At 48.8% G+C, this 15,557-nt stretch carries 15 protein-coding genes; 4 read left to right on the top strand and 11 right to left on the bottom strand.

What is annotated here, in order from left to right:
- Positions 1-10: 10 nt before the first annotated feature.
- From KNQ11_RS12055 to KNQ11_RS12015, 9 genes are all read right to left on the bottom strand, one after another.
- The gene (locus KNQ11_RS12055; RefSeq protein WP_149426666.1) at positions 11-226 is read right to left on the bottom strand and encodes a hypothetical protein; all 216 of its coding nucleotides are present in this window, start codon (positions 224-226) and stop codon (positions 11-13) included.
- Positions 219-629 (bottom strand): hypothetical protein, encoded by a 411-nt coding sequence (locus KNQ11_RS12050; RefSeq protein WP_149426665.1) that lies wholly within the window; start codon positions 627-629, stop codon positions 219-221. The genes KNQ11_RS12055 and KNQ11_RS12050 overlap by 8 nt, the downstream gene beginning before the upstream one ends.
- The gene (locus KNQ11_RS12045) at positions 629-2,149 is read right to left on the bottom strand and encodes a flotillin lipid rafts scaffold protein FloT (protein WP_023466783.1); all 1,521 of its coding nucleotides are present in this window, start codon (positions 2,147-2,149) and stop codon (positions 629-631) included. The genes KNQ11_RS12050 and KNQ11_RS12045 overlap by 1 nt, the downstream gene beginning before the upstream one ends.
- The gene (locus tag KNQ11_RS12040; protein WP_055969938.1) at positions 2,146-2,667 is read right to left on the bottom strand and encodes an NfeD family membrane protein; all 522 of its coding nucleotides are present in this window, start codon (positions 2,665-2,667) and stop codon (positions 2,146-2,148) included. Before KNQ11_RS12040 ends, KNQ11_RS12045 begins: the two co-directional genes overlap by 4 nt.
- Positions 2,657-2,884 carry a hypothetical protein gene (locus KNQ11_RS12035; RefSeq protein ID WP_035399178.1) on the bottom strand — a complete coding sequence of 76 codons (228 nt, stop codon included), beginning with the start codon at positions 2,882-2,884 and terminating at the stop codon, positions 2,657-2,659. The genes KNQ11_RS12040 and KNQ11_RS12035 overlap by 11 nt, the downstream gene beginning before the upstream one ends.
- 152 nt (positions 2,885-3,036) lie before the next feature.
- Positions 3,037-4,224, bottom strand: a complete 1,188-nt coding sequence (locus KNQ11_RS12030) for a multidrug effflux MFS transporter (protein WP_244290080.1) — start codon at positions 4,222-4,224, stop codon at positions 3,037-3,039.
- A gap of 11 nt (positions 4,225-4,235) precedes the next feature.
- Complete coding sequence (locus KNQ11_RS12025) at positions 4,236-5,369, bottom strand: YfbR-like 5'-deoxynucleotidase (RefSeq protein ID WP_023466777.1); 1,134 nt, start codon at positions 5,367-5,369, stop codon at positions 4,236-4,238.
- A gap of 51 nt (positions 5,370-5,420) precedes the next feature.
- Entirely contained in the window at positions 5,421-6,185 is a 765-nt protein-coding gene (locus tag KNQ11_RS12020; protein ID WP_029343196.1) for a TerC family protein, read from the bottom strand.
- Between the two features lie 165 nt (positions 6,186-6,350).
- Complete coding sequence (locus tag KNQ11_RS12015; protein WP_041255251.1) at positions 6,351-7,208, bottom strand: TerC family protein; 858 nt, start codon at positions 7,206-7,208, stop codon at positions 6,351-6,353.
- A gap of 329 nt (positions 7,209-7,537) precedes the next feature.
- Here KNQ11_RS12015 and folE2 point away from each other — a divergent pair, with 329 nt between their 5' ends.
- The 4 genes from folE2 (at position 7,538) to KNQ11_RS11995 (ending at position 12,929) form a co-directional block, all read left to right on the top strand.
- Positions 7,538-8,443, top strand: a complete 906-nt coding sequence (folE2, locus tag KNQ11_RS12010; RefSeq protein WP_023466774.1) for a GTP cyclohydrolase FolE2 — start codon at positions 7,538-7,540, stop codon at positions 8,441-8,443.
- Positions 8,444-8,552: 109 nt separating this feature from the next.
- Positions 8,553-10,319, top strand: a complete 1,767-nt coding sequence (locus KNQ11_RS12005) for a LytS/YhcK type 5TM receptor domain-containing protein (RefSeq protein ID WP_214724849.1) — start codon at positions 8,553-8,555, stop codon at positions 10,317-10,319.
- Positions 10,300-10,995, top strand: coding sequence for a LytR/AlgR family response regulator transcription factor (locus tag KNQ11_RS12000; protein WP_029343193.1), 696 nt, complete (start codon positions 10,300-10,302; stop codon positions 10,993-10,995). The genes KNQ11_RS12005 and KNQ11_RS12000 overlap by 20 nt, the downstream gene beginning before the upstream one ends.
- Before the next feature lie 140 nt (positions 10,996-11,135).
- The gene (locus tag KNQ11_RS11995; protein WP_029343192.1) at positions 11,136-12,929 is read left to right on the top strand and encodes a carbon starvation CstA family protein; all 1,794 of its coding nucleotides are present in this window, start codon (positions 11,136-11,138) and stop codon (positions 12,927-12,929) included.
- Positions 12,930-12,990: 61 nt separating this feature from the next.
- On the opposite strand, the gene KNQ11_RS11990 is transcribed toward KNQ11_RS11995, so the two are convergent.
- Positions 12,991-13,815, bottom strand: a complete 825-nt coding sequence (locus tag KNQ11_RS11990; protein ID WP_214772023.1) for an energy-coupling factor transporter transmembrane component T family protein — start codon at positions 13,813-13,815, stop codon at positions 12,991-12,993.
- Entirely contained in the window at positions 13,806-15,509 is a 1,704-nt protein-coding gene (locus KNQ11_RS11985) for an ABC transporter ATP-binding protein (RefSeq protein ID WP_214772021.1), read from the bottom strand. The genes KNQ11_RS11990 and KNQ11_RS11985 overlap by 10 nt, the downstream gene beginning before the upstream one ends.
- Between the last annotated feature and the right edge of the window lie 48 nt (positions 15,510-15,557).

Here is a 15,557-nt window from a genome sequence, read left to right as displayed (position 1 = left end):
CCCCGTTTTTTTATGAATTGTATCCGAAGAACAGCAATGCCATGCTTAATCCAAGCGAAGAGACGATGAACACGATCGCCATCCCACCCATTCCGAAAACTAACAGCTTTGGTAAATCACGTCGCTTCTTCAGAAGGGCAGTCAATAACCCGACGTTGATCAAGAGGACGACGAGGAACGGAAGCAACAGCATCCAACGTTCTTGCAGTAGAAATAAACTATCCATTTCTTTGCTCCCTTTTTTCAGACCCCAAGAATGGTCGGAATAGATTCAGACATAAGAAACGGAATAAGACATAAGCGAACAGAAGTGTCGATACTACTTCGAAACCAACATATCCGACATCACGCCACGTGATTCCTGTCGTCACCCCAGCGAACCAGTACGGGAAGTCGACCGTCAACAAACTGCACATCAAAGCGAGAACGGCTTCCTGACGTGTTTGTCGATCGTAAAGTGAGTAAGATACCTTCTTCATGTTAAATATATTCGCGATTCCGTCATCCGATGTGTACCCTTTGATGATTCCAATGACGCCACCTAGTACCGCCAGTGCATACCATGGAAGCGGCCAAGCGACATGAAAAAGCAGGAGTGCGAACACAATCAATAAGACGCGGATTGCCATCAGTCTTCTGTTTTCGACGCTGCCACCGCATCATGGGAATTCAAGTTGACCGTCAACGGTTTTGCTGTTCCTTTACCGGAGAAGTTCTCGATCAACTCTTTGACATCTAATCCTGACGACGCTTTTAACGTTTCTTGCAGTGACGCCATCAAATCCGTTGCGTAACCGGTGACACGGTTCGCACCGCCACCTTCACCACTACCTGTATCAACGACTGTAATTTTATCGATGTTGCCGAGTGGTGCTGCAATCTCTTTCGCGTACTCTGGCATCATCCGAATGACCATGTCGAGAATCGCTGCTTGTCCGAATTGTTCGAACGCCTGCGCGATTTTTTCTTTTGCTTCTGCTTCCGCAAGACCCTTCAAACGAATGATCTCCGCTTCTGTTTCCCCCTGTGCCCGCTCAGCGTCCGCTTTCGCAAGACCATCCAGACGAATTCGTTCTGCATCTGCTTTTGCCGATGCCTCGATCCGGTATTTCGTTGCATCTGCTTCCGCATATTGCTTCGCACGGTCCGCTTGGGCAGCTTGCTCAATCGAGTACCGATCGGCATCGGCGCGTTTTTTGACTTCCGCATCATATTGTTTCTCACGACGGAGGATTTCGCGTTCTTCGAGCTCGATTTGTTTTTGACGCTCGATGATTTTGATTTGCATCTGTTGCTCGGTGACTTCTTGTTGCGCGCGTGCATTCTCAAGATCATACGCTTGGTCGGCTTTCGCCTTCGCGATATCTTGTTCACGGCGGTAATCTGCCATCTTCAATTGATTTTCTTTTTCCGCTTCAGCGATTTCTGTCGCACGTTCGAGTTCTGCTTTTTTCGCATCTTTTGAAGCTTCCGCCCGTTTGATGCGTGTCTCTTTTTCCGCGTCTGCCGTTGCGATGTCCGCATCACGGCGAACCTGTGCAATCCGCGGTTTCCCGAGTGATTCTAAGTATCCGTTCTTGTCACGGACGTCTTTGATCGTAAAGGAAACGATGACGAGTCCCATCTTCGCCAGGTCTTGAGACGCGACCCGCTGGACTTCTTGTGAGAACTTATCACGGTTCTTATAAATTTCTTCGACGGTCATCGACCCGAGAATCGAACGCAAGTGTCCTTCAAGAACTTCACGTGCTTCGCCTTCTCGCTCCTCCTTTGATTTTCCGAGGAACTGCTCCGCTGCCGTCGCAATCTCAGAAATCGAGCTACCGATCTTGATGATCGCTGTACCGTCTGCCATGACCGGTACACCTTGCTCCGTATAGACTTCAGGTGTCGTGACTTCGAGTTTACTCGATAACAAACTCAGTGGTGTCGCCTGTTGGAAGACAGGTAACACGAATGTTCCGCCACCTCGAATAATTTTTACCCGGTTACCGGACTCATCCGTATTGACGTTGCGTCCTCCGAGATAACTACCGGATACGATCAACGCTTCTTCCGGACCGACCGTTCGGTACTTCGTGATGAATAAGACGATTAAGGCAACGATCAACGCGACCGCGACGATCGATACGATTAACACTGGATTCATGTAAACATCTCCTTTTTCCATTGTTGGGGGTACGTCACGACAGACGCGACGCCTTGTTTGATCTCAATGACAAGCACCTTCGTGCCTTGTGGTAAGGCAGGTCCTTCAAACAGAACGGCTGACTTTGATACGCGCCCTGAGACGTCATCAAGTAAGATTTCACCATATCCTTCAGTCGGAATCGGCACGATGACGGTTGCGCTGCGACCTTCTAGCATCTGTTCCGAAAATCCAAGCGACTGTTCAGCTTGTGCCATCGGAACGAATAAAAAGATGTGCATCAGCGTCGTCACTAATAACGCAATCACACTGCTGATGATTAAAATCAACATCGAACGCAGCGGACTGAGCTGTTCGAGTCCGAATCCGATGGCTGACGTGATGATGACAAAAGATAAGATCAACGTGGGATGAAAGATTTGATCGACGCCTGGAATGACGTCTGAGAATAGGATGGACACAAACACACCACAAGCAGCGGCCGCTAACGCATATAAATAAAGTGTACTAACGTCCATCTTCGTTCACCTCGATGTAAGGATGTGAGCCATACAGTTCGTGGTAAGCCCTTTGATAAGCAGCCCGGTTTTCCTCAAACAATAAACGAGCCACTTCTTTGTCTCGTTGATCGATTGCCTCTTCTTGACGACGTAAATATTTTTTCTGTGCGGCAAAATGACGTGCTAATCTTGCCTCAATCGACGGCTCTCGTTCACGCTGCAACTCCTGTTTCATCGCTCCACTCCTTTCTGAAGTACTGGCTTTCTTTCTCTTCTACGCTTATTTTTTAGAAAATGTTTCAAAATGAATTCCAATTCTTTTCCTTTCATTAAAAGAAAAAAACGTTCATCCCATACAGAGGACAAACGTTTTTGAATAATTAGCGTTTATGAACGATTCGGTCGACGAACAATCAGACCATAATAGAGAATGAGCGCCAGGCAATCTAAGGTCATGATGATCAGTCCCATCGGAACAGCCGATTGTTCTCCCATGATCCCGACGAGTGGTGACACGAGCGAACCGACGAGCATCGGCAAGAGCCCTAAAAGAGCCGAGGCACTGCCTGCCGTTGCTCCGTAATTTTGCATCGCTAAGGTAAAACCGAGCGTCGAGATCAAACCGACGCTTGAAACGACGAAGAATAGTGGAATCATAACGAAGATCAGCTGATTCGTTAACGTCAAGGCGAGGAACAATAAGATGCTCGCACTCGCAACGATCGTCAAACTGATTCGCATCAGCCGCTCTGAATCGACACGACCAGCAAGGCGACCAGCGATCTGTGCTGCTAAGATGATTCCGATTCCGTTTAAACCGAACAAAAAACTGAACTGTTGCGGCGAAGCGCCATAAATATTTTGTAAGACGAATGGTGAACCCGAGATGTAGGCAAACATCGCGCCCATGACGAATGCTTGCGCGAACGCATAGCCGATGAAGACGCGATCCGTCAACAAGCGTCCGAACGTCTTCAACGTCGTCGTCAGGTTTCCTTCGACACGTCTATCAAGCGGAAGCGTTTCCGGTAAACGGAGTGCGACGGCAAGTAACATCATTGTGCTTAAAATCGCAAGCAAGTAGAAGACGAAATGCCAGTCACCGAACCGAAGCAACTGTCCCCCGATGACGGGTGCGAGAATCGGTGCCGTTCCGTTGACGAGTGACAAGGCAGCAAAAAACCGCGTCAATTCAGGTCCGTCAAACAAGTCACGAACGATTGCCCGGGAAATGACGATTCCTGACGCTCCAGCTGCCCCTTGGATGAATCGAAGCGCGATCAACACTTCGATCGTTGGTGCCATCGCACAGGCGAGAGAAGCGAGCAGATATGCGAGCAGAGCAACCATCAGCGGTCGTTTACGTCCGCGAACGTCACTCAGCGGACCAACAATCAATTGTCCGAGCGCCATTCCGAGCATACAAGCCGTCAAACTCAATTGAATCAGTGATGCACTCGCATCAAACGAGCGTGACATATCCGGAAAAGCAGGTAGATACATGTCGATCGAGAGCGGTCCGAGTGCAGCAAGCGAACCGAGGATCAAGATCAACGTTAAGCGGCGTGGGGTCATGGTTTCTTTCGTCATGACGTCACGTAATCCAAATCGTGCAAGACATAAGCGAGGAAAAAGACGACCGATGGATTTTCATATGTCATCTGAACCTTTTTAAGTTGTGCGCGGTAACCGGTCTCATACTCGACCCCGTTCAACTTCCGTTCCATGTTCATTTTAATCAATGCGTCGAGTTTATCGATCACATCGACCATCTGTCCTTCGTATGTCTCGTCTTTTGCTTCAACGACGAACCGACGGAACGGTGCTCGGATTTCTTTCGGTAGATTATTGATCAACGTCTCTCCTTCTGCCCGTTCGTAAGCTTCGAAGGCTGCTGCTGTGACCGGTGTCGCATGTTTGACAGGTCCAAGAACATCTCCCGTCGTTCCTTCAACGAGATCATGACACAAGAGACGCGAGACGACTTCTTCGATGTCGATCGTGACGCCGTACTTCTCTGATTCAATCAGACCATTGAAGATACCAAGCGAGGCTGCTCGAAACGCATGTGTCGCGTCGTTATCATCAATCGTATTGAAACGTCCTTTCCAGCGCCGAATCGTATCCATCATCAAGACGTTTTCAATGAAATGAGACATCTCATCCTCTTCCATGACCGACTGTGTCAAGCGACGGATTGAAACGAGTGGGTGTCGTTCGAGAACAGCCTGTAATTCCGCTGCTTTTTGTTCGAAAAAGACGGACTCCGTCATCCGTGCTTCTCGGCGTGCGTACAACATCGCATCGAACGTATCGATGGCTTCGACGATCCGCCCTTCCGGCGATTCATCCTCTGCATGCACGAGGTATGTCGTGAACGCTGGTTGAAGCGACTTTGAGAGTAAGGCAACGAGCTGTTCACTTGCTTGTTGTTCCATTGCCTGAATGTGTGCATGTAACGTTGGCTCTTTTTTTGTCCGGTGTTTGATTGGTCCGGTGATGACTTCGTTCATGTCATGGAATAGAGCTTTTCCGAGCAATGTCAGGCGATCGACTGGTGTTTGCCCGTCTGCTTCTTCTAAATAGCTTGCCATCAAACTGAATAAGGCAACACGAAAGCTGTGACTGGCTGCGTTATCCGGAAAACGTGGTGCATATTCATCCCACCGTGGAACGTTTTGCATCCGCGTCAGCATCCTAATGAAATTACCGTTTTGCATGAAATCTCTCCTAACGAAAGACGGACAGAGAGTACCCTGCCCGCCATTGTATTATTTTGCTGATTTGGTTGAACTGCTTCCGCTACGGAACCAACCAATGATTAAAATCAGAGCAAGTACGACCCAGAAGATCGTTTGCCATAGTGTACTCTCTGGAAACTCATGCGGCAAGACGTCGATTGACGGATGCGCGAGTGTCATGACGACCAGTTTTACACCAACCCATGCGACGAGCCAAAAGGCAGCTTCTTCGATGCCTGGTCGCTTTTGGAGCAAGACGACGAACCAGCTCGCGAAGTAACGCATGATGACGAGACCAATGATCCCACTGAAGAAGACGACCCAGAATTGTCCTGTATTCAGACCACCGATCGTTCCACCAATCATCGGTAATGTCGTTGCCATGGCGACAGCAGCAAGCGTTGAATCGACCGCAAACGCTAAATCAGAGAACTCGACTTTAACGACGGTCCACCAAAAGTTCGGTGAGGCTTTTTGTGAGGCAATCGTGTCCGGTACTTGGTGTTTATTCGATCGTGCCTCGACGATTCCTTTAAACGCGACATAAAAGAGATAAATCGCCCCGAGTGCTTGAAGTTCCCAAATCGTCGCTAAGTACGAAGCAAAGAAGATTGCCACGAAACGTAAGACGAGTGCTCCGACGAGACCATAGAAAAGCGCCTTTTTACGTTGATCGTCTGGTAACGGTCGGACGAGGACCGCCATGACCATCGCATTGTCGGCGGATAGTAATCCTTGCAAAATGATCAGTACGAGCCCGACGGTCGCATACTGTGTAATTAATCCAATATCCATACTAACGAATCCCCTTTATTGTTCAGTCTATTTATTATATGCCGGTCGATCGGAAAGAAAAAGATGAAAGCTCGACTCAAGTACTTAACCTTGTGTTTTATTCCCATTGTTTAAGAAAACCTAACACAAAAAAACGACCCGTCATCGACGGATCGTTTCCATTTCTTATAAGTTTTGATCAACTTTCTTTTCAGCATCTGGATTTGGTTTCGTTTTTGGTGAAGAGAACCAACCCCAAAGAGCAAGACCGACCATGACTGTCCAGAAGAAAGCCTGCCACGGTGTACTGTGGGCAAATCCTTCAGGAAGTTTTAAGGCTTCAAAGATTGTTCCTTCGATTGATGCGTGGTATTTCGGGTGTTCGAGCGCAAGAACGGCTAGCTTCACACCAACCCAGGCAACAATCGCAAACGCTGCTGTCTCAAGACCTGGGCGATCTGCGAGCAATTTAACAAAGACACGTGCTGCGAAACGCATCAAGACGACACCCATCAAACCACCTGTTAAGATGACGATGAAGTGACCTGTGTTCAAACCACCGATTTCGCCTGATCCCCAGTTTGGAAGGGCAACGGCAAGTGCTACTGCTGCAAGAATCGAATCGACAGCAAACGCTAAGTCTGCGAATTCGATTTTCGCGACTGTCCGCCAGAATTCACCTTTTGAAACTGGCTCTTCCGACTTCGGTTCTTCATCTAGCTCATTTTCAGCCCCATGGTTCTCACCGAGCTTTCTGGCTTTAACGGTCTTATAAATATGCCGTAGTCCCATGATGAGCAAGTACGCCGCTCCGAGTGCTTGGATTTGCCAAATATCGACGAGGAACGAAATCGCGAACAATGCCGCGAATCGTAAGACGAACGCTCCAGCTAGTCCATAAAAAAGTGCTTTCTTTTGTTGTTCTCCTGGTAAGTGCTTGACCATGACCGCGAGTACGAGTGCATTATCCGCTGAAAGTAATCCTTCAAGCGCGATCAAGACGAGTACGACCCAGGCGTACTGTAATAGTAACTGCCAATCCATCTCTGTCATCCCTTTCTCTTACTACCTGTAAAATAAAAAAACTTCAATTATTGACCATGACAAAAAAACAATGATTACACGTTCACCTGAACATATACTATAGGATAGTATACCCGATTGCAAGTAAGTTATTCCTATAGATATAGAATGTGTCGATTTTGAGTCGTGCGAGTTTCGTTTATCGAACGTTCGTGATAAAATTCAAGACAATACTTCTAGCGATGAAAAGATGAAACACATTTGCGGAATCATCAGACTTGCTCGTCTCTAGCATTCCTGTCATGTTATTACTATTGAAACACTACAAAAGGACAAAGGGGCCAATGAATATGTCTACCTACCCGATTACGTTACCAACAAAAGAAGAGCGCCATAAGCTGTTCGGTTCGGTACCACCAATCAAAGGAACAAAACCGACTGAAAAAGATAAGATGGTCGACTTGCAAAATACACCGAAGAACTTCTTGTTCGCACTAGATGCTGTCGGAATCTCAAACGTCAAACATCCTGTCGTCATCCAAGACGGAGACAAAACACAAGCGACAGTCGCGACGTTTGAACTGTCGACATCACTCGTACAAGACCGTAAAGGGATCAACATGAGCCGTTTAACGGAGCAACTGGATCAATACCATAACGAAGGTTGGACGGTCACGAACGAGTCACTCATTCAATTCGCGCGTGATTTAGCAGACCGCATGGAACAAACGGAAGGTCAATTGACGATCCGTTACCCATGGTTCTTCACACGTAAAGCACCTGCAACAGGTCTTAGCGGCTTGATGAATGCTGAAGTATGGCAAACGGTCAGCGTCAACACGGAAACGGACGAAGCGACGTTGTCTGTCGGCTTGACGATCAACGTCACGACACTTTGCCCATGTTCAAAAGAAATTAGCGAATACAGTGCTCACAACCAACGTGGTTACGTCACGATGGAAGCATCGTTACGTGATGAAGCAGAAGACTTTGACTGGAAACAATCATTGCTTGATGCAGCTGAATCCAATGCCTCAGCGCCACTTCACCCAGTACTCAAACGTCCGGATGAAAAACGCGTGACAGAGATGGCATACGAAAACCCACGTTTCGTAGAAGACATGGTTCGCTTGATTGCTGCTGACTTGTACGAAATGGACCCAATTGCTTCGTTCTACGTCGAATGCCGTAACGAAGAAACGATTCACCAACATGACGCGATCGCACGGATCACGTTCGATAAAGACGCACAATAAGTAAGTCTGCCGTACTCCCTCTTAAACCGAGCGAGTACGGCTTTTTTGTGTGCCGGCATTGCTCTCCCTTTTGCGAGCGTTTACACTTAACTCGAATGGAGGAATGCACATGTTGGAACTGATTCCTTTTTTACTCGAACGACTCGGTATCATGATCATCTTAGCGTTCATCCTCGCCCAGTGGGGACCGACACGACGGCTGCTGCGTCAACCGGAAGCGGGCTGGCAATTTCGTGTCCTCGTCCTGTTTTTTGCGACGTACGGTATTTTAAGTAACTATACAGGGGTCAAAGTCGACTTAGCTGAATTCTTACCTCATGCTTGGCTCGAAGAAGTCGACGGGACATCAGCGATTGCAAACACACGAACGATGATCGTCGTCATCAGCGGATTACTCGCTGGTCCGCTCGGTGGATTGATGACCGGATTGATTGTCGGGGTTCACCGGTATTCCCTCGGCGGATTCACAGCGTTCGCTTGCGCGCTTTCCACCGTCATCGCCGGTGGTGTCAGCGGTCTCTTACGATCCTATTGGCGCGACCGCCTCAGTAGCCAAGCGTTATTGCCCGTGTGTCTGACTGCTTTTTTAATGCTGTTTGAAATGTCATTGATTTTACTATTCGCCCGCCCCTTTGATGCGGCAGTCGAACTCGTCCAGTTCATCTTCGTACCGATGACACTGATCAACGTCCTCGGTGTCTGGTTGTTCTTATCGATCATCCGTCTTGCTGCACGAGAAGAGGAAACGGTTCGGGCACGAGAAGCAGAACGGTCGTTGCATATCGCCGATTTGACGCTTCCGCATCTGACGCGTGGTCTACATATCCATACGGCAGAAGCTGTCGCGGAAATTCTGTTGCAGCAAACGCGAGCCGAAGCCGTCTCACTGACGGATCGTTCCGTCATCCTGGCCCATATCGGTATCGGGAGCGACCACCATCAAGCTGGGAGTCACTGGACGACGAAACCGACCGAGCATGTCTTGCAGGACGGACAAGTCCGTCTTGTGACGGAACGACTCGATATCGGCTGTCCCGTAACGGATTGTCCGCTTCAAGCCGGCATCATCGCTCCGCTCATCGTCGGGGAAACGACGATCGGGACGTTGAAAGTCTATTATCCTCATGCCGAATTGCTCGACGCCGTCGAAGTCGAACTCATTGAAGGGTTAGCGAAATTGTTCTCGACACAACTAGCACTCGGGAATGCCCAGCGGCAAGCCGGTTTACTGAAAGATGCCGAGATCCGGGCACTCGAAGCACAAATTCACCCCCACTTCCTGTTTAATGCGATCAATACGATTTATGCACTGTGCCGGACGGATGTCGAACAAGCACGCACGTTGTTGCTCGAATTGTCGACGTTCTTCCGCAGTAACCTCCAAGGCGCACGATCGACGAAAATTCCGCTCCAAAAGGAACTCGAGCACATCGAAGCATACACATCTCTTGAAGCCGCTCGTTTTCCGAATCGTCCGTTTCTCGACATTGATTTAGCAGACGAGACGACGTCTTTACTCGTTCCACCGTTCATCTTACAACCGTTGATCGAAAATGCGTTCCTTCATGCGTTTTCTTCTGAACAGACAGGATATGTCGGTGTGACGGCATGGTGTGAGGCAGACCAGCTGTGTCTCGAAGTCGTCGACAACGGACGCGGCATTGACGCTTCGCGCCTTGCTCGTCTCGGTCGAGAAGTCGTTCCGTCCTCGGGCACCGGTACCGCATTATTCAATACGGCAGAACGGATTCGAAGTTTATATGGTGAAAAGGGACAGTTTACGATCACGAGTGACGGTCAAAACGGCACAACGATCGCGATTCGTCTCCCGATTGAACTCAGAAAGGAGATCCAGCATGCGCACCTTGTTGATTGAAGATGAACCGCTCGCACGCGACGAGCTCCGTTATCACGTGACCGCAGCCGGTCTTGAAGTCGTCGGGGAAACCGGCAGTGTCGAGGAAGCCGAACGACTCGTTCGCTCCCTTCAACCTGACTTAGTCTTTCTCGATATCGAGCTAACGGACGGAAGTGGTCTTGAAGTCGCCAAACGCTTGAAATCGATGCCACGTCCACCAGCTTTGCTGTTTGTGACGGCATATGATGCTCATGCGCTTGAAGCGTTTGAGCTCAATGCCTATGATTACATCTTGAAACCGTATGATCCGGCACGGATTGTCCGTGCGATTGAAAAAGTTGCGCGACCGCTTCCGAAAAAAGCACCTCGACTTGAACGTTTAGCCGTTGAGACGGGCGAACAACTGAAATTATTGTCTCCTCAAGATATCGATTACATCGTCGCTGAGAACGGGAAGACGAAGATCGTCACGGAACATGAGGCGTATCCATCGAACGAGACCTTACTCGAACTCGAACGAAAGCTTCAAGATCATCGCTTTTTACGAGTTCATCGCTCATATCTCGTCAACTTATCAGCAATCGATGCCATCGAACCTTGGTTCAACGGAGCCTACAACTTAAAAATTCATCAGATTGATGTGCCAGTCAGTCGGACGTATGTCAAACTACTGAAAGAAGCGCTCGGTATTTAAGCGCTTCTTTTTTTGTGATTCAAGGTCCATTTTCAACCTTTCATCGAACAAAACCGACAACTCATCTAAAAATCAAAGAAAGCGCTTCCATAACTTGTATACTAAATCCATCATAGTTCATTCAAGAGGAGGAATTTTAGATGAGCGCTACTCCAATCGTTATTGCTGTCATCTGTATCTTATTAATCGCGTATCGTCTCTACGGCACGTTCATGGCTGCGAAAGTCTTAAAAATCAAAGATGATCGCGAAACGCCCGCTCATAAATTAGCGGATGGAAAAGATTACGTCCCAACGAACAAATGGGTCTCGTTCGGACACCATTTTGCGGCAATCGCTGCTGCCGGTCCACTCGTCGGACCTGTCCTTGCTGCGCAGTTCGGATATCTCCCCGGCTTACTGTGGCTCTTAATCGGTGCCGTCATCGGTGGAGCGGTCCATGATATGGTTGTTCTTTTTGCCTCGATGCGCCAAGACGGTCAGTCGCTGTCTGAAGTCGCTAAAAAAGAGCTGGGACCAGTCGCTGGTTTTTGTGCCGGTCTGGCGATGCTCTTCATCATCACGATCACGATGGCCGGTCTATCGATGGTCGTCTTGCACGCACTTGAACATAATCCATGGGGTACATTCGCTGTCTTCTCGACGATTCCAATCGCGATGTTCGTTGGGATTTACTTACGTAAAGGTGGCAATTTAGCACTTGCTTCAACAGTTGGTTTTCTACTGATTCTAGCTGCGATTGGTTTTGGTCCTCAGTTAACGGAAACATTCATCGGTGACTGGTTCGATCTTTCGTCCCGTCAACTCGCGATTGCTTTACCGATTTATGCATTCTTCGCTGCTGCACTGCCAGTGTGGCTCTTACTCGCACCTCGTGACTATTTATCGAGTTTCATGAAAATCGGTGTCTTCCTTGCCTTGATCGTTGGTGTCTTCATCATCAACCCAGACATTCGATTCCCAGCATTCACGAAATTCGTTGATGGTGGTGGTCCAATCATCGCTGGTCCAGTCTGGCCATTCATCTCGATCACGATTGCCTGTGGTGCAATCTCTGGTTTCCACGCTTTCGTCGGTTCTGGTACGACACCGAAGATGATCAATCGGTGGAGCGATATTAAACCCGTTGCCTTCGGTGCCATGCTTGTCGAATGTCTCGTTGCCGTCATGGCATTGATCGCTGCGACATCGCTTGAAGTCGGTGACTACTTCGCCATCAACTCAACTCCAGAAGTATTCGCGACGCTCGGTATGAGCACAGTCTATCTCGATGATCTATCCCGTGAAATCGGTCTCGATCTGGCAGGTCGAACAGGTGGTGCCGTCTCACTCGCTGTCGGTATGACATTCATCTTCCGCGCCATCCCGTGGTTCAAAGAGATTGCCGGATTCTTCTTCCAATTCGTCATTCTATTCGAAGCGGTCTTCATCTTAACCGCAATCGATGCAGGAACACGCGTCGCCCGTTACTTGATTCAAGATTTCTTCGGGGAGTTCTACAAACCACTCAAACGTGTCGACTGGATTCCAGGTGCGATCTTCGCTTCGGCACTCGGGACGTTCTTCTGGGGCTATCTCCTGTTCTCGGGTGACATTGGTTCAATTTGGGCATTATTCGGGGTATCGAATCAGCTGATGGCGTCGATTGGCTTAATCATCGGAACGACGATCATCTTGAAAATCGCCGACAAAAAAATCTATGCCCTGACGACGTTTATCCCGCTCGTCTATCTTCTGATCACGGTAACGTTCGCGGATATCTGGATGGTCGCAAACGTCTATGCAAACCCGGATTCTCCAGGTTTCAGCATCTTGAATACGGTCTTGTCTGTAACGATGGGACTGCTCGCGATCGTCATCACGATCTCAGCCGTCAAGAAATGGATTGAACTGTTGAATTCACCACGTTGGGAAAATCAAAAACGATCTGCGTAAGCGGATTGGTCATATGACAAAAGGCAGTGGACGCATCCACTGCCTTTTTCGTATCTCATTTTTAAAACGGATTATAAAAGCGATTACCATCATAGAAAGTGACGACGAATGACAAAACCGTCAAAAGTAGCACACAGCCAATCGCGACATAATCGATTCGTGTCATCGTCTGTTGGTTGTACCACGTTCGCTTTCGTCCGGCACCGAATCCACGGAGATCCATCGCATTGCTGACGGTCTCAATCCGCTCCAAACTCGTAAATAGCAACGGAAGTAAAATCTGGATGCTATTGCGTGCCCGCTGCCAAAGGGAGCCGTGTGAGACAGCAATCCCTCGTGCTTCTTGAGCGTTCGCGATCGTCCGGAAATCAGATTGAACGTCCGGAATATAACGGAGCGCTAAGGAGACCGCAAATGCGATCTTATACGGAACACCAATCCGATTCAAAGAAGAAGCGAACTCCGTCGGATGGGTCGTGACGAGAAACAACACAGCAATCGGAACGATCACACTGTATTTTAAGATGAGATTAAACAGATAAAACACTTGTTCTGCTGTTACCGTAAATCGTCCAATACCCTCAAGTAACACGTGACGGGATCCGTAGATTCCAACGCCTTGCTCCGGTTCGAACAAATAAACGGCAAGCGCATTGATCAGGACGAATATCGCTGTAAAGATCAATACGAACCGAACTTCCCGATACCGGATACGCGACAAGCGGAATAATACGATACTGACTAACCCCATCACAAGTAAGACACGTGTATCATAGGTGAACATCGTCGCTGTCGTAAATAACAAGAATCCGATTAGTTTCGTCGTTCCCGTCAAGCGATGAATCGGTGACGTTTTTTCAATATAACCAAGCATTTCTACAGCCATTGTTCCCGCTCCTTTCGCTCCGTCGTAATCACGGACTCGACGAATCGTTCCGGATCGATGTCGAGGTGTTGCGCTATCGTAAAGAGCGATGTTTGTTTTAAATGGGCGTGATGCAGTAATTGTTCTTGATTCAGCAGTCCAAATGATGTCCCAGCATAACGGATACGCCCGGCTTGCACGAGGCAGACTTGATCGCTGTACTCTAAGACGAGGTGCATGTCGTGCGTGATGATGAGTAACGTCATCCCGTCCTGCTTCAATCCTTCTAAAAAGTCCATCATATCCGAATAATGACGGTAATCTTGACCGGCTGTTGGTTCATCGAGAATCAAGATATCCGGTCGTCGAACGAGAATCGAAGCAATCGTCACTCGTTTCTTCTGACCAAAACTCAGTGCTTGAATCGGCCAATTACGAAACGGATATAATCCGCAACGACGTAATGTCTGCTCGAGACGCTCGTTTTCTTCCGCCTCACTTAATCCGAGCGCCTGCATCCCGTAGCGGATTTCCTCCTGCACGAGGTGCTTTGAAATCATATGATTCGGATTTTGCAGAACGAATCCGATCGCCCCCGCCCGCTCTGCGATCGATTGGTTCGTGATGTCGGTTCCGTCAAGTAGGATCCGACCACCTGTCGTCCGTTGGTAACCACTCAACACTTTCGCAAGCGTGGATTTCCCGGCACCATTCTGACCGACGATCGTCGTCAGCGTTCCCTTTTGAAAAGAGGCTGTCACGTTCTCAAGCACCGGCGTTCCTTGGCGATAATGAAACGCCAACTGTTCAAGTTCGAGCCATGCAGTAGAGGTTACAGTCTCTTTTTGAGGCGCTTCCTCTAAACGCTCCAACACGTCCGTCTGATTGAACTGCTTTAAAAAGGGATCGATGCGGCTCGGCTGATCTGAAGGTTGAACGGCAAGCCCAGCCCAGCGCGCGGCACTGACATAGAGAGGTTCACGTAAAATCGCTTGTTGAAGCACGCCATTGCTTAAGATGACATCCGGATGGTCATCGGCAATGATTTCCCCATCGACCATGACGATGATGCGGTCAAACGGAATGACGAGTACATCCTCGATTCGATGTTCGACGACGATCAGTGTGCGGTTCGTATCACGTTGCAGTCGATCCATAAGCGCCATCGCTTCTTGTCCCGCTACCGGATCGAGATTCGCGAGCGGTTCATCAAACAGTAAAATGTCCGCATCTTCGACGAGGACTCCGGCTAATGCTGCCCGTTGCCGTTGTCCGCCTGATAGATCATTCAATCGTGCGTGCAAGAGCGTCTCGACATCCGTCATTCGTGCGACGCGTTCGACGATTTCCTGCATTTCTGGTCGCCTAGTCTGTTTGTTCTCGAGCGAAAAGGCGATGTCTTCGCCAACCGATAAACCGACGAACTGCGCATCTGGATCCTGTAACACCGTGCCAATATGCAACGAACGATCAAATAACGATAACTCCCGGGCATCTTGTCCTTTGATCAGGACCTGTCCTTCCCACGTTCCCGGGTACGAGAACGGAATCAACCCATTGATGCACTGGGCGAGCGTACTTTTTCCTGAACCCGACGGTCCAACGATTAAGATGCGTTCTCCTGCTTGAATCGTTAATTGAATCTGCCGGAGTGTCGGTTCCGACTGACTCCGATATGTAAATGAAAAATCCTGAAATTCAATCACGTTTGTCATGTCTTTCTCCCCCCAAGCCAAATGAGCTATGATCCTGCCGACTCTTCG

Origin of the sequence: Exiguobacterium sp. s39 (genome assembly GCF_018618925.1) — a bacterium.
In the GTDB taxonomy this organism is placed as follows: Bacteria; Bacillota; Bacilli; order Exiguobacteriales; family Exiguobacteriaceae; genus Exiguobacterium_A; species Exiguobacterium_A abrahamii.
This window is presented reverse-complemented; position numbering and strand designations above follow the sequence as displayed.

Excerpts from the sequence above, each read along its gene's own strand:
- KNQ11_RS12000 (WP_029343193.1), top strand. The coding sequence starts at position 10,300 with ATGCGCACCTTGTTGATTGAAGATGAACCGCTCGCACGCGACGAGCTC.
- KNQ11_RS12005 (WP_214724849.1), top strand. The coding sequence starts at position 8,553 with ATGTTGGAACTGATTCCTTTTTTACTCGAACGACTCGGTATCATGATC.
- KNQ11_RS12020 (WP_029343196.1), bottom strand. The coding sequence starts at position 6,185 with ATGGATATTGGATTAATTACACAGTATGCGACCGTCGGGCTCGTACTG.
- folE2 (WP_023466774.1), top strand. The coding sequence starts at position 7,538 with ATGTCTACCTACCCGATTACGTTACCAACAAAAGAAGAGCGCCATAAG.
- KNQ11_RS12040 (WP_055969938.1), bottom strand. The coding sequence starts at position 2,667 with ATGGACGTTAGTACACTTTATTTATATGCGTTAGCGGCCGCTGCTTGT.
- KNQ11_RS12050 (WP_149426665.1), bottom strand. The coding sequence starts at position 629 with ATGGCAATCCGCGTCTTATTGATTGTGTTCGCACTCCTGCTTTTTCAT.
- KNQ11_RS11995 (WP_029343192.1), top strand. The coding sequence starts at position 11,136 with ATGAGCGCTACTCCAATCGTTATTGCTGTCATCTGTATCTTATTAATC.
- KNQ11_RS12035 (WP_035399178.1), bottom strand. The coding sequence starts at position 2,884 with ATGAAACAGGAGTTGCAGCGTGAACGAGAGCCGTCGATTGAGGCAAGA.
- KNQ11_RS12055 (WP_149426666.1), bottom strand. The coding sequence starts at position 226 with ATGGATAGTTTATTTCTACTGCAAGAACGTTGGATGCTGTTGCTTCCG.
- KNQ11_RS12025 (WP_023466777.1), bottom strand. The coding sequence starts at position 5,369 with ATGCAAAACGGTAATTTCATTAGGATGCTGACGCGGATGCAAAACGTT.
- KNQ11_RS12015 (WP_041255251.1), bottom strand. The coding sequence starts at position 7,208 with ATGGATTGGCAGTTACTATTACAGTACGCCTGGGTCGTACTCGTCTTG.
- KNQ11_RS12045 (WP_023466783.1), bottom strand. The coding sequence starts at position 2,149 with ATGAATCCAGTGTTAATCGTATCGATCGTCGCGGTCGCGTTGATCGTT.
- KNQ11_RS11985 (WP_214772021.1), bottom strand. The coding sequence starts at position 15,509 with ATGACAAACGTGATTGAATTTCAGGATTTTTCATTTACATATCGGAGT.
- KNQ11_RS11990 (WP_214772023.1), bottom strand. The coding sequence starts at position 13,815 with ATGGCTGTAGAAATGCTTGGTTATATTGAAAAAACGTCACCGATTCAT.
- KNQ11_RS12030 (WP_244290080.1), bottom strand. The coding sequence starts at position 4,224 with ATGACCCCACGCCGCTTAACGTTGATCTTGATCCTCGGTTCGCTTGCT.